Here is a 13115-nt window from a genome sequence, read left to right as displayed (position 1 = left end):
TTATTTCGTGCTGGATACGTGTGGATTTAAAGGAAGCGGTCAGTATACCCGCTGGCTGCAAGATATACAGTACGAAACGGGAAAAAGGGGGAACTTAGCGCATGGAAAGGTGTAAAAACTGCCCGTCTGCATCAAAAGAGCAGACAAAACTCTCTTTACGGAAGGTAGAACCACGCATCTCATAGCTGCCCTGAAATTGTTCCAGACCGGAGATATCAATTTTCTGCACACCAGTGTTGTAGATTTGTGCCGCCTCATTTTTACACAGTGACTCCATATCCAGCGAACGTGTTGCACTGACTTTGATCTTTTGCGCCTTCTGCGCGGGTGCAGGCGGCTGGGTGTCGGCGCACGCAACCAGTAAAAGGGTAACGATCGCGGAAAAGAAATACTTCATCATCATTTTATTACCGCCTGGTTTGCTGGTCAGTCTTATTATTAAGTGTCTGGAAACGGATGCTATTTTGAGAATCTCATCAGACCATCTCAAGCTTTAGCGTAAGAACTCGGATTTTTCCAGTGAGCTACGCTCGCAAAATTTCGGTCAGACTTTTTTTAATGGATACAGAGGAACTGATGCAGCCCAAAATATTCTGGATTGATAACCTGCGCGGGATAGCCTGTCTCATGGTTGTGATGATCCACACCACGACCTGGTACATCACCAATGCGCAAAGCGTCAGCCCATTGAATTGGGATCTGGCCAATGTGCTCAATTCAGCTTCTCGCGTCAGCGTCCCGTTGTTCTTTATGATTTCGGGCTATCTGTTTTTTGGCGAGCGCAGCGCCAAACCGCGCCATTGCATGCGCATTGCGCTCTGCATCCTGTTTTACAGCAGCGTGGCGCTGGCCTACATCCTGCTGTTTACCTCGATCAACGCTGAGCTGTCGCTGAAAAACCTGCTGCAAAAGCCGGTGTTCTATCACCTGTGGTTTTTCTTCGCGATCGCCGTAATCTACCTGGTTTCCCCGCTGATACAGGTAAAAAATATCAGCGGCAAGATGCTGCTGGCGCTTATGGTGGTGATTGGGGTGATTGCCAATCCCAATACCGTCTCACAAAAAATTGGCGGTTTTGAGTGGCTTCCCATCAACCTGTACATCAGTGGCGACACGTTCTACTACATCGTGTACGGTATGCTAGGCCGAGCGATTGGTATGATGGATACGCACAAGCGCGCACTTACCTGGCTCTGTGCGGCGTTGTTTATCACCGCAGTGTTTATTATTTCTCGAGGCACGTTGCATGAACTGCGTTGGCGAGGCAATTTTGCCGATACCTGGTATCTCTATTGCGGCCCGGCGGTGTTTATTTGTGCCGCCTCCCTCCTGACGCTGGTCAAAAATACGCTCAGTACGCGCACTCTGCCGGTACTGGGCCTTATTTCCCGCCACTCCCTGGGCATTTATGGCTTTCATGCGCTGATCATTCACGCGCTACGCACCAACGGTGTAGAACTCAAAAACTGGCCGCCGCTGGATATGCTATGGATTTTTAGCGCCACGCTGGCGGGAAGTTTACTGTTGTCTGTAATGTTGCAGCGCATCGATACGCGCAGACTGGTGAGCTAACAATAAAAGCCCTCGATCGGTAACCATCGAGGGCATACGATCACTCCGTAAAATCGTCTGCGACTGCCAGCGTTTCTTTTGGATGCTCAAAGCCACTATCACGGATATTTTTCTGCACCGCAACGGTACCAAACAGGCTCAAAAAGAAGGCCAGGCCGTAAAACCCTTTCTCGTTTAGCAGCAGCGTGGCATTCCACAAACCGATAACCAACAATGCAACCGCAATAATAAACGCGGCAAGACAGGTTATGTAGTAAATCGGCGTAGTCGGGATCCCCTCATATTTATCCCGTACCGTCTTTTGATACGACGCAGCAGAAAACAAACCAAGCACCAAAACAGCAAAGTAATACCCCTTTTCGTTCAACTGCATATCGGCATTCCACAACCCCAGCAGATAAACCACAATGCCGCCGAGAAGCGCGACCCATGACACAATACTAAATGCCGGTGAATAAGTTGATGTCCTGTTTTCCATTTAGAGTTCCGGTCCTTTAGATAAATATTCTGCTGAACGCATGAGTAAAACTTGCCCCAGTAAACATACGATGAATGCCACCGGGAACAGCCCCTTTTCGAGGGATGATAATGGGACATTCAATACGCCCACCAACAGCACCCCTACCGTGATGAGCGCCACCATCTGACATACAGAGGCGAAGTGTTCATCGTTCTGATTGAGATTTTCTGCACGCTGATAAACGTACGTCACAAACATTCCCGTCATCAGCACGGCGAAAAAATAGCCTTTGCTACTCAATAACGGGCATGCCCGCCATAAGCCAATAACGTAAATCAATGCACCAGAGAAGAATAATATCCATGGCAACAGCCTTGTCGTCTTCATTGGGACCTCCTTATCCATCATGGATACAATATGAATAACCCGCTAAAGACAACACAGAAAAGGTCACTACGCCGGACTTTCAGAATAAATTCATGCGCGCTAATTATTAATTAGATTGAAATATATATTTGATAAATCCCCTCTGTTTACCAGAGGGGATTTAGGGTCAGGACATCAGCGGGTGTAATTGCTGATAGATTCGGCGGAAGGTTTCCCGACGCTGTTGGTAAAGGGCATGGCGCTCGACATCAGGATAATGCGCCTGCTCCAGCGTAAGCTGAGGTAGAAGGTCTGATATTGGCTGCTGCGGATTAATGGCAATTTGCGCCAGACGTGCCGCACCGAGAGCAGGACCAACATCGCCGCCGGTACGGTAATCCAACTGCAATCCGCTGATGTCAGACAGCATCTGACGCCAGTATTCGCTGCGCGCCCCGCCGCCAATCAGCGTAATGCTGGAGGGCTGCACGCCGCAGGCGTGTACCACGTCCATACCCTCAGCCAATGCAAAACCAACGCCTTCCAGCACCGCCTGTGCCAGCTCCGCCGGACCATGCTGATGCGTCAGACCGAAAAATACGCCCTTCGCCTGCGGGTTGTTGTGCGGCGTACGTTCACCGGACAGATAGGGTAAAAACCAGACCGGCTCAGCGTGTTCATCCGCCTGTTGCGCTGCGGCAATCAACGCAGGAACGCTCGCCAGTCCGGTTAATTTTGCCGCCCAGTCCAGGCAGGATGCCGCACTTAACATCACGGACATCAGGTGCCATCGTTCAGGCAATGCATGGCAAAAGCTATGGACCGCGCTTTCCGGTTTGCAGAGAAAGCCGTCGCTGACCGCAAAATAGACCCCGGAAGTACCCAGCGATAGCATCGCCTGACCGGCATTCATCATGCCCACGCCAACCGCCCCCGCTGCGTTATCCCCACCTCCGGCGACCACCGCAACCTCCTGCATTCCCCAGGCCCTGGCGACTGCTGGCAACAATGTTCCGGTAATCTCACTGCCTTCATAGAGCGCAGGCATATGCGCACGAGTCAGCTTACAGGCTTCCAGCATGACATCACTCCAGTCACGCTTCGCAACATCCAGCCACAGGGTACCAGCCGCATCAGACATATCGCTGGCGAAATCGCCGGTCATACGCAGGCGCAGGTAGTCTTTCGGCAGCAGGACTTTATCAACCCGGCTAAAAATCTCCGGTTCGTGGCGCTGTACCCACAGCAGCTTTGGCGCGGTAAAGCCAGGCATCATCAGGTTGCCGGTGATGGCACGAGACTGCGGAACCAGGCTCTCCAGCATGACGCACTCTTCGGCGCAGCGACCATCGTTCCACAGGATAGCCGGGCGCAATACCTTCTGTTGTTCATCCAGTAGCGTCGCGCCGTGCATCTGTCCGGCAATTCCCAACGCTTTCACCTCGCGAAGTGAATGCTGCCGACCCAGAGCTTTCACAGCGCGATCCGTTGCCAGCCACCACTGCTCTGGGTCTTGTTCTGACCATAACGGGTGCGGGCGCGAGACGGTGAGTTTCTCTGTTTGCGAAGCGACCACATCGCCCTGCTCATTGAGCAGAATGGCCTTTACGCCTGATGTGCCAAGATCTATCCCGATATACATAGGGCATCGTTCCTTAAAGAAAGGCCCGGTCGCGCGAGCTGACCGGGCTTACGGACATGCTCAGAGACCCGTTATTTGTCGAACAAATAATGGTTCACCAGATTTTCCAGCAATTCCTGATGACCGCTCTGGTGCACTGGCGCCAGGTTGTGTTGTTCAGCGTACTGCGCAATTTCCGTCAGCGTCATCTGCCCTTTCAGAATTTGCTGGCCCAGCTCACCATTCCAACCGGCATAACGTTTAGCCACGCGCTGATCCAGACCACCGTCTTCAATCATACGCGCCGCAATTTTCAGCGACAGCGCCATGGTATCCATCGCGCCAATATGACCATAGAACAGATCGTATTTATCGGTACTCTGACGACGAACCTTGGCATCGAAGTTCAGACCACCGGTGGTGAAGCCGCCGGCTTTCAGGATTTCGTACATCACCAACGCATTCTCTTCTACGCTATTCGGGAACTGGTCAGTGTCCCAGCCCAGTTGCGCGTCCCCACGGTTGGCATCGACAGAGCCAAACAGGCCCAGTGCGATAGCGGTGGCGATTTCGTGATGGAACGAGTGACCCGCCAACGTGGCGTGGTTGGCTTCGATATTCAGTTTGATCTCTTTTTCCAGACCGAACTGCTTGAGGAATCCGTATACGGTCGCCGCATCGTAATCGTACTGGTGCTTGGTCGGTTCCTGCGGCTTCGGTTCGATAAGCAAAGTGCCCTGGAAACCAGTTTTGTGTTTGTGTTCCACGACCAGTTGCATGAAGCGGCCAATTTGCTCACGTTCCTGCCGCAGATCGGTATTCAGTAGCGTTTCATAGCCTTCACGACCGCCCCACAGAACGTAGTTTTCACCGCCTAATTTATGCGTGGCATCCATAGCCGTAACCACCTGCGTGGCGGCCCAGCTGAACACTTCTGGATCCGGGTTCGTGGCCGCGCCCGCGCCGTAACGTGGGTTGGTGAAGCAGTTTGCCGTTCCCCACAGCAGCTTCACGCCGCTCTGTTCCTGTTTTGCCGCCAGTACATCAACCATCTGCGCAAAATTGTTTTTGTACTCTTTCAGCGACGCACCTTCCGGCGAGACATCCACGTCATGGAAGCAGTAGTAGGGCACGTTCAGTTTGTGGAAAAACTCGAACGCCACGTCCGCCTTGCGCTTCGCTAATTCCAGCGCTTCACCGGGCTGCTGCCACGGGCGATTAAATGCACCAACACCAAACATATCTGCACCATTCCAGCAGAAAGTGTGCCAGTAGCAGGCAGCAAACCGCAGGTGATCTTCCATACGCTTGCCTAACACGATTTCGTCTGGGTTGTAATGACGAAATGCGAGCGGGTTGGTGGACTGAGTTCCTTCAAAACGTACACGATCGAGTTGGTCAAAATAAGCCGGCATAATAAGCTCCATAATCAGGTAATACGGCAAGTAAACTGCGATATGGCTATACTGGAATTTCCTGATTTATTGCTCAATTACGTTATTTCACACCGCGATTAAGAGAATACCCAAACGTGCGCTGGCTCCCAAAAAAACGCGCTGAAAAAAGAAATAAAAAGGCGATCACGATCGAAGGTTAGCCATTAAACAAAAAACCGTAATGCGCAGATAAAAAATGACAATTGTCATCCCGCTAGCAGTATGTAAATTTTGCGTAGCCTCAGGCAATCAGGAAATTTGTCACGCTTCATCAAGCAGTCGTACCTGCGGTTTTGCTAGTATCGACAGGCCCACGTTAACCTTTCCAGGACAGGTTCTTATGTTTGATAAACGTCACCGCATCACTCTGTTATTTAATGCCAATAAAGCCTATGACCGCCAGGTGGTAGAAGGAGTGGGTGAATATTTACAGGCATCGCAATCCGAGTGGGATATATTCATTGAGGAAGATTTCCGCGCCCGTATCGATAATATTAAAGACTGGTTGGGCGATGGCGTTATTGCTGATTATGACGATGATGATATTGCGCAATTACTTGTCGATGTCGATGTTCCGATCATCGGCGTTGGGGGTTCCTACCATCTGCAGCAAGATTATCCATCAGTACATTACATTGCCACCGACAACCACGCGCTGGTAGAAAGCGCTTTCCTGCATCTGAAAGAGAAAGGGATTAACCGCTTTGCGTTTTACGGCCTGCCTTCCTCAAGCGGTAAACGCTGGGCCGCAGAACGTGAATATGCGTTTTGCCAGTTGGTTGCCAAAGAGAAGTACCGCGGCGTCGTCTATCAGGGGCTGGAAACCGCACCGGAGAACTGGCAGCACGCGCAAAATAGGCTGGCGGACTGGCTGCAAACTCTGCCGCCGCAAACCGGCATTATCGCGGTCACCGACGCGCGGGCACGACACGTCCTGCAAGTCTGTGAACACCTGCATATTCCCGTACCGGAAAAACTGTGCGTGATAGGGATAGACAACGAAGAATTGACCCGTTACCTGTCACGGGTAGCGCTGTCATCCGTGGCTCAGGGAGCCAGACAGATGGGATATCAGGCCGCAAAACTCCTGCATCGTATGCTGGCGAATGAAGAACTGCCGCTGCAACGCATTCTGGTTCCACCGGTGCGTGTTGTAGAACGTCGTTCAACCGATTACCGCTCCTTGACCGATCCAGCGGTAATTCAGGCGATGCACTTTATTCGTAATCATGCCTGTAAAGGCATTAAGGTTGAACAAGTGCTGGATTCAGTAGGGATTTCACGTTCGAATCTGGAGAAACGCTTTAAAGAAGAGGTCGGAGAGACCATTCACGCCGTGATTCATGCCGAAAAGCTGGAAAAGGCGCGCAGCCTGTTGATTTCTACCACGCTTTCAATCAACGAAATTTCACAAATGTGCGGCTACCCATCTCTGCAGTATTTCTATTCGGTATTTAAGAAAGAGTACGACACGACGCCAAAAGAGTATCGCGATGTGAACAGTGAAGTGTTGCTATAGGATGATAGCCGGAGGGCGAAGTCGCCATCCGGCACTCGAAATTACATATGCGCGGCGATTAAACGCTGGTTGTCCTGATACATTGCGAACAGATAGTTGTTATAACTCTGTCCCTTAGTGGAATAACCCTTCAGCTTATGGATCATCGCGGTGGCGGTGACTTCCTGATCGGCTTTACGCAACTGCGCACGTGACTTACGGAAGGAAGAGTAGGCCGGATGCGTATTCAAATTAATGACGTAAGCATTCACCGACTCTTTCACTGATTCAAACTGTGAGTAGCCTTTCACCTTACCCGGTGCATTGTTACAACGACCCTTGCCACATTTCATGCCAAACAGGTTGTTGTTGCTACGCGCCAGCTTCGACGTACCCCAGCCGCTTTCTGCCGCAGCCATGGTTGCCACCATACTGGTCGGGATAATGTCTACACGTTCAAGCAGCGTATTCCACGGAATTTTACGCGTGTTACCAGACCAGTTCACCTTGTAGCGCTTCGCGATGTCTTTCATACGCGTACGCTCAGTCGGTGACCAGCGGTTCTGGTACTGTTTTGAAATCAGCCAGTTACGGTCCGCCGTAATGGCAGCATTTTGACTGGTAATATAAGGCATAACCGTCCGGAGAAACGCTTTTTTCCTTGGTGTTCCGGAAGGGTATTTTCGCAAATCAGGAAGTGAACTACTCTTTGCACTATTGCGAGAATACTCTTGTTTACTGCTAACCTGTTTATTACTTGCCTTGGTTATCTGGGGCTTGTGACTCGTTGTCGCCGTGTGTGTCTTTGCCAGCACCTCACCCGAAAATGCAACGGTGAGTAACATAAGAATCATTGCCCCATATCGTCGAATGGGAGTCAATATCATTAGGTCTCCTGGTCGGATTTATACATTCCAACACCTTATATTTTTCACAAAAATGAGAGATGAATCTCAAATCATATCAAAAATAGCCGTCAAGAGCACCCACAGGAATAGTCCAATTCTGAAACTATGTCACGTATTAACGGTTCTGGGTGCCATTAATTCGAAGAAAATGTGGAGGTTATCGCAAAATCAGTTCATTTTTTGCGCGCGATCGCTCACCCTCCCTTCTCCTCCTGGCGGAATCAACTCAAAGGAGGAGTTTCCGGCCTGATTTCACTGGCAAACTGGCGAAAATCGCAGCATCAAGGACAGCACTATGAAACTTGCCGCCGTTGCGCTGGCGCTAATGCCCGGCATTGCCATCGCCTCATCATGGACGTCTCAAGGACTTCCCACCTTCGAAGCGGAAGGTACGGGAAAATTCGTCAGCCATGCAGCGTTGACGAAGGGTACCCGTCCTTTAACCCTAAATTTTGACCAACAGTGCTGGCAGCCTGCTGATGCGATAAAACTCAACCAGATGCTGTCGCTAAAACCTTGTGAAGGCACGCCGCCACAGTGGCGTTTATTCAAAGACGGCGATTACACGCTGGAAATCGATACCCGCTCCGGTACGCCAACGCTGATGCTGTTGGTAAAAAGTGCTAAGGACACCGTCACCACCCAGATTCGCCAATGCCCGAAATGGGACGGTTCACCATTAACGCTGGACGTGAGCCAGACCTTCCCGGAAGGTGCCGTGGTGCGTGATTTCTACAGCCAGCAAACGGCAACGGTAAAAAACGGGTCGATTACCCTACAACCCGCCGCAACAAGTAACGGGCTGTTGCTACTGGAACGGGCAGAAACCGATGCCCCCGCCGCTTTCGACTGGCATAACGCCACGGTGTATTTCGTCCTGACGGACCGCTTTGTGAATGGCGATCCGAGTAACGATCACAGCTATGGGCGTCGCAACGACGGCATGCAGGAAATTGGCACGTTCCACGGTGGCGATTTGCGCGGGCTCGCCAGCAAACTCGACTACCTGCAACAGTTAGGCGTCAACGCCCTGTGGATCAGCGCGCCGTTTGAGCAAATCCACGGCTGGGTCGGCGGTGGCGCCAAAGGGGACTTCCCCCACTACGCTTACCACGGCTACTACACCCAGGACTGGACCACGCTTGACGCCAATATGGGAAACGAAGCGGACCTGCGCGCGCTGGTTGATGGCGCACACCAGCGCGGCATCCGTGTCTTGTTTGATGTGGTGATGAACCATACCGGCTACGCCACGCTGGCGGATATGCAGGAGTATCAGTTTGGGGCACTGTACCTATCGGGCGATGAACTGAAAAAAACGCTCGGGGAACGCTGGACGGACTGGCAGCCATCCGCCGGGCAAAGCTGGCACAGTTTCAATGATTACATCAACTTTAGCGATAAAGCTGGCTGGGAAAAATGGTGGGGAAAAAACTGGATCCGCACCGATATTGGCGATTACGACAATCCTGGCTTTGACGACCTGACGATGTCGCTGGCTTTCCTGCCCGATCTGAAAACCGAATCCACCACGCCTTCCGGGCTGCCAAACTTTTATCAGCACAAGCCGGATACGCACGCCAAAGCCATCGCCGGTTACACGCCCCGGGATTATCTGACGCACTGGCTCAGTCAGTGGGTGCGTGATTATGGGATTGACGGCTTTCGGGTCGACACCGCTAAACACGTCGAGCTTCCCGCCTGGCAGCAGCTAAAAACACAAGCCAGCGCGGCGCTGGTCGAATGGAAGAAAGCCAATCCGGAAAAAGCGCTGGATGATAACCCCTTCTGGATGACTGGCGAGGCCTGGGGTCACGGTGTGATGCAAAGCGACTATTACCGTCACGGCTTCGATGCGATGATCAATTTCGACTACCAGGAGCAGGCGGCAAAGGCCGTTGATTGTCTGGCAAATATGGACCCCACCTGGCAGCAGATGGCGGATAAATTGCAGGACTTCAACGTCCTGAGCTATCTCTCCTCGCACGATACACGTCTGTTCCGCGAAGGTGGAGACAACGCCGCCGAGCTATTGCTGCTGGCACCTGGCGCGGTTCAACTCTTTTATGGCGACGAGTCGGCCCGCCCCTTTGGCCCAACCGGCTCAGACCCATTACAGGGTACGCGCTCAGAAATGAACTGGCAGGATGTGACCGGGAAATCTGCCGCCAGCGTCGCCCACTGGCAGCGAATCAGTCAGTTCAGGGCCAGACATCCCGCCATTGGCGCCGGTAAACAAATCACGCTGCCGCTGAAGCAGGGATACGGATTTATTCGTGAGCATGGCGACGATAAGGTGATGGTGGTGTGGGCCGGTCAGCCCTGATCCCGGCAGGCTTCTCGCTGTCCACGCAGCGGGAAGCCTTACTCAACATTAAAAACCAGCCAAATAAAAATCAGTAGCACAAAATCTCAATCCAGCCTCATACCCCTGATTTGCACCCTGCCATGGGTAGCGCTATGGTTAGCCACTTTACTACTCAGTTCGACAGACCACCTGCTATGACATTCTCACTTTTTGGCGACAAATTTACCCGCCATTCAGGCATCACACGCCTGATGGAGGACCTTAACGACGGTTTACGCACCCCAGGCGCCATCATGCTCGGTGGCGGCAATCCGGCGCAAATTCCAGAGATGCAAAATTACTTTCAGTCTCTGCTGGCAGATATGCTGGAAAACGGCAAAGCCACTGATGCGCTTTGCAATTACGATGGTCCACAAGGTAAAACCGAGCTGCTGACTGAGCTGGCGAAACTGCTACGTGAGAAGCAGGGTTGGGATATCGAGCCACAAAATATTGCACTGACAAATGGCAGTCAGAGCGCATTTTTCTACTTATTCAATCTGTTCGCCGGACGCCGCGCCGACGGAACAACGCAAAAAGTGTTGTTCCCGTTAGCTCCGGAATACATTGGCTATGCCGATTCCGGGCTGGAAGAGGATCTCTTTGTCTCCGCGCGTCCAAATATCGAACTGTTACCAGAAGGTCAGTTTAAGTATCACGTTGATTTTGAACACCTGCACATCGGTGAAGAGACGGGCATGATCTGCGTGTCACGTCCGACAAATCCGACAGGCAACGTGATCACCGATGAAGAGCTGATGAAGCTGGACCGGCTGGCTAACCAGCATGGGATCCCGCTGGTGATTGATAACGCCTATGGCGTACCGTTCCCCGGCATCATCTTTAGCGAAGCGCGCCCGCTGTGGAATCCCAACATTGTGCTGTGCATGAGCCTTTCCAAGCTGGGTCTGCCAGGCTCCCGCTGCGGCATCATTATCGCGAATGAAAAAATCATCACCGCCATCACCAACATGAACGGCATTATCAGTCTCGCGCCTGGCGGAATGGGTCCGGCAATCATGTGCGAAATGATTAAGCGCAACGACCTTCTGCGCCTGTCCGAGACGGTGATAAAGCCGTTTTATTATCAGCGCGTTCAGGAGACGATTGCGATCATTCGCCGCTATTTATCTGAAGATCGGTGCCTTATTCATAAACCGGAGGGCGCGATTTTCCTGTGGTTATGGTTCAAAGATTTGCCTATCAGCACCGAACTGTTGTATCAGCGTCTGAAAGCGCGCGGCGTGCTGATGGTTCCTGGTGACTACTTCTTCCCTGGTCTGGATAAACCCTGGCCGCATACGCATCAGTGTATGCGGATGAACTACGTGCCAGAACCAGAGAAAATAGAAGCTGGAGTGAAGATTCTGGCTGAAGAGATCGAACGCGCCTGGCAGGAAGGCTAACGCAAGTCCCGACCTAACCACAGGTCGGGACTCACATTACTGTGGTAGTGAACCCAGGCGCTGGCGCTGAATACTGACGGCATCTATACACTGCAACGCGCTGGTCGGACAGGCTTCGACACACGCGGGTCCCGCATCACGGTGCCAGCATAAATCGCACTTTATCGCCTGCACCCGTGACGAGCGGGCGACGATATTCATTGCCCCAAACGGGCAGGCCAGCATACAACTTTTACAGCCAATACAACGCGTCTGTTCAACGAAGATATGCCCATGTTCACGACGAATTGCGTGCGTCGGGCAGACATTTGCACAGGGAGCGTCCTCGCATTGATGGCAGGCGACTGCCGTCGTAAAGGCGTCGTCTTTGATCACGCGGATGCGCGGGGTAAACGCAGTGGAAGAGACCGACGCGCAGTCCTGGTTTTGCTGGTGCGCGACGACGCAGGCAACTTCACAGGTACGACACCCAATACATTTTGCCGCATCCGCCATAATAAACTCGTTCATTGCACCCTCCGTCTGCGTGAAAACCACAGAGTGCCAGAGAGGTTGCCCCTGACGCCTTGATCGGACAGGGGAAACGGTTAAATATTGTCAGGTGCCTGAACAACTATGGCGATCCGCCTAATCGCGAACGGTAAAACCCAGCTCATTGGAAATGGCCGGATGACGATGCTTCGGGTCTTATCCGGTCTATCACATTGAAAAGATTGCCCTCCTCCCTGAGGACAAACGGGTGAGAATCAGAAACGCCAGGTCAGACCGGACATAAAGGTAAAGCTGTCATCACGGTCAACCATCGGGCTATTTTTAATATCATCTGGCAGCGCACTATAGTTGGCGCTGGCCAGCAGCGTCAGATTGCTGGTCAATGCGTATTTAGCGGACAGGCCAACATACGGTGTCCAGCTATCGCCAGGGGAGTAGCTTGATAACCCACTACGGCGGGATTCATTGCCAGAGATGCCGTAGTAATATTCGTTGAAGTTTTCGTCATAGTAGAGCACGCCAATCGCCGGCGTCAGCGTCAGCTTGCCCATCGGCATTTGGCGAAACAGAGACATTTCCCCAACCCAACCGTTGCTGTTGTCCAGCACATCCGCTGCTGCGGAGACTTTCACGCTGCCCCATTTCTCATGGTGATACCATGCAGCACCCGCCATCGCGGTTGCGTCACGCTTGTTCAGTTGCTTCATCGCTTGATCGTCGTTATCACCCGGATCAAACTCAAGCGGCATGTACGAGGCAGTAATGCTAAATTCATTACTTTCATTTTTTGAAAGAATATAACCTAACGTTGTTTGCCTAAAATAAAATGATTCACTTTCATAACTGACAAGCGGTACTGCGTGAACGTTATCACTATATCCACGATAAGGAGATTCGTTATATACAGCGCCGCCGCCAATAGAAAATTCTGCGGCAGTTGCGCTCGCCATAAATGAAAAGGCGAATAGCGCCACAATATTGCGTTTAATTAACATGCCCACATTCCATT

Annotated in this window: 12 protein-coding genes; 4 read left to right on the top strand and 8 right to left on the bottom strand. The window is 52.0% G+C overall.

Annotated features, from left to right (window positions below; genetic code table 11):
- Positions 1 to 94: 94 nt before the first annotated feature.
- Positions 95 to 403, bottom strand: a complete 309-nt coding sequence (locus GFC06_RS05350) for a YsaB family lipoprotein (RefSeq protein ID WP_016154920.1) — start codon at positions 401 to 403, stop codon at positions 95 to 97.
- A 173-nt stretch (positions 404 to 576) separates the two neighbouring features.
- Between GFC06_RS05350 and GFC06_RS05345 the strand changes: the two genes are divergently transcribed.
- Positions 577 to 1572: an acyltransferase gene (locus GFC06_RS05345; protein ID WP_153689915.1), complete on the top strand. Its 996-nt coding sequence runs from the start codon at positions 577 to 579 to the stop codon at positions 1570 to 1572.
- 40 nt (positions 1573 to 1612) lie between these two features.
- On the opposite strand, the gene yiaA is transcribed toward GFC06_RS05345, so the two are convergent.
- From yiaA to xylA, 4 genes are all read right to left on the bottom strand, one after another.
- The gene (gene yiaA / locus GFC06_RS05340; RefSeq protein WP_016154922.1) at positions 1613 to 2050 is read right to left on the bottom strand and encodes an inner membrane protein YiaA; all 438 of its coding nucleotides are present in this window, start codon (positions 2048 to 2050) and stop codon (positions 1613 to 1615) included.
- On the bottom strand, positions 2051 to 2419 hold the full coding sequence (gene yiaB / locus GFC06_RS05335; protein WP_153689914.1) for an inner membrane protein YiaB: 369 nt from the start codon (positions 2417 to 2419) through the stop codon (positions 2051 to 2053).
- Between the two features lie 166 nt (positions 2420 to 2585).
- Positions 2586 to 4040 carry a xylulokinase gene (gene xylB / locus GFC06_RS05330; RefSeq protein WP_153689913.1) on the bottom strand — a complete coding sequence of 485 codons (1455 nt, stop codon included), beginning with the start codon at positions 4038 to 4040 and terminating at the stop codon, positions 2586 to 2588.
- A 71-nt stretch (positions 4041 to 4111) separates the two neighbouring features.
- On the bottom strand, positions 4112 to 5434 hold the full coding sequence (gene xylA, locus GFC06_RS05325) for a xylose isomerase (RefSeq protein ID WP_153689912.1): 1323 nt from the start codon (positions 5432 to 5434) through the stop codon (positions 4112 to 4114).
- A gap of 361 nt (positions 5435 to 5795) precedes the next feature.
- Between xylA and xylR the strand changes: the two genes are divergently transcribed.
- The gene (gene xylR, locus GFC06_RS05320; protein ID WP_047501327.1) at positions 5796 to 6974 is read left to right on the top strand and encodes a D-xylose utilization transcriptional activator XylR; all 1179 of its coding nucleotides are present in this window, start codon (positions 5796 to 5798) and stop codon (positions 6972 to 6974) included.
- 41 nt (positions 6975 to 7015) lie between these two features.
- Here xylR and GFC06_RS05315 read toward each other — a convergent pair whose 3' ends face one another.
- Positions 7016 to 7840: a protein bax gene (locus GFC06_RS05315; protein ID WP_016154930.1), complete on the bottom strand. Its 825-nt coding sequence runs from the start codon at positions 7838 to 7840 to the stop codon at positions 7016 to 7018.
- Positions 7841 to 8156: 316 nt separating this feature from the next.
- Here GFC06_RS05315 and malS point away from each other — a divergent pair, with 316 nt between their 5' ends.
- Positions 8157 to 10187, top strand: a complete 2031-nt coding sequence (gene malS, locus GFC06_RS05310) for an alpha-amylase (protein ID WP_153689911.1) — start codon at positions 8157 to 8159, stop codon at positions 10185 to 10187.
- Between the two features lie 176 nt (positions 10188 to 10363).
- Positions 10364 to 11614 (top strand): valine--pyruvate transaminase, encoded by a 1251-nt coding sequence (gene avtA / locus GFC06_RS05305; RefSeq protein ID WP_032931931.1) that lies wholly within the window; start codon positions 10364 to 10366, stop codon positions 11612 to 11614.
- Between the two features lie 36 nt (positions 11615 to 11650).
- On the opposite strand, the gene GFC06_RS05300 is transcribed toward avtA, so the two are convergent.
- Together GFC06_RS05300 and GFC06_RS05295 are read right to left on the bottom strand one after the other, a co-directional pair.
- Positions 11651 to 12124 carry a 4Fe-4S dicluster domain-containing protein gene (locus tag GFC06_RS05300; protein WP_153689910.1) on the bottom strand — a complete coding sequence of 158 codons (474 nt, stop codon included), beginning with the start codon at positions 12122 to 12124 and terminating at the stop codon, positions 11651 to 11653.
- 236 nt (positions 12125 to 12360) lie between these two features.
- Positions 12361 to 13101, bottom strand: coding sequence for a MipA/OmpV family protein (locus GFC06_RS05295; RefSeq protein ID WP_153689909.1), 741 nt, complete (start codon positions 13099 to 13101; stop codon positions 12361 to 12363).
- Between the last annotated feature and the right edge of the window lie 14 nt (positions 13102 to 13115).

The sequence above is a fragment of the Citrobacter braakii genome, assembly GCF_009648935.1.
GTDB classification, from domain to species: Bacteria; Pseudomonadota; Gammaproteobacteria; order Enterobacterales; family Enterobacteriaceae; genus Citrobacter; species Citrobacter braakii.
The sequence above is the reverse complement of the archived record's forward strand: the minus strand, read 5'-3'. Positions and strand labels throughout refer to the sequence as shown.

What these genes read in the sequence shown, in the direction of transcription:
- GFC06_RS05350 (WP_016154920.1), bottom strand. Translation starts at nt 403, where the DNA reads ATGATGATGAAGTATTTCTTTTCCGCGATCGTTACCCTTTTACTGGTT.
- GFC06_RS05295 (WP_153689909.1), bottom strand. Translation starts at nt 13,101, where the DNA reads ATGTTAATTAAACGCAATATTGTGGCGCTATTCGCCTTTTCATTTATG.
- GFC06_RS05345 (WP_153689915.1), top strand. Translation starts at nt 577, where the DNA reads ATGCAGCCCAAAATATTCTGGATTGATAACCTGCGCGGGATAGCCTGT.
- yiaA (WP_016154922.1), bottom strand. Translation starts at nt 2,050, where the DNA reads ATGGAAAACAGGACATCAACTTATTCACCGGCATTTAGTATTGTGTCA.
- GFC06_RS05300 (WP_153689910.1), bottom strand. Translation starts at nt 12,124, where the DNA reads ATGAACGAGTTTATTATGGCGGATGCGGCAAAATGTATTGGGTGTCGT.
- xylB (WP_153689913.1), bottom strand. Translation starts at nt 4,040, where the DNA reads ATGTATATCGGGATAGATCTTGGCACATCAGGCGTAAAGGCCATTCTG.
- GFC06_RS05315 (WP_016154930.1), bottom strand. Translation starts at nt 7,840, where the DNA reads ATGATATTGACTCCCATTCGACGATATGGGGCAATGATTCTTATGTTA.
- malS (WP_153689911.1), top strand. Translation starts at nt 8,157, where the DNA reads ATGAAACTTGCCGCCGTTGCGCTGGCGCTAATGCCCGGCATTGCCATC.
- xylA (WP_153689912.1), bottom strand. Translation starts at nt 5,434, where the DNA reads ATGCCGGCTTATTTTGACCAACTCGATCGTGTACGTTTTGAAGGAACT.
- xylR (WP_047501327.1), top strand. Translation starts at nt 5,796, where the DNA reads ATGTTTGATAAACGTCACCGCATCACTCTGTTATTTAATGCCAATAAA.
- yiaB (WP_153689914.1), bottom strand. Translation starts at nt 2,419, where the DNA reads ATGAAGACGACAAGGCTGTTGCCATGGATATTATTCTTCTCTGGTGCA.
- avtA (WP_032931931.1), top strand. Translation starts at nt 10,364, where the DNA reads ATGACATTCTCACTTTTTGGCGACAAATTTACCCGCCATTCAGGCATC.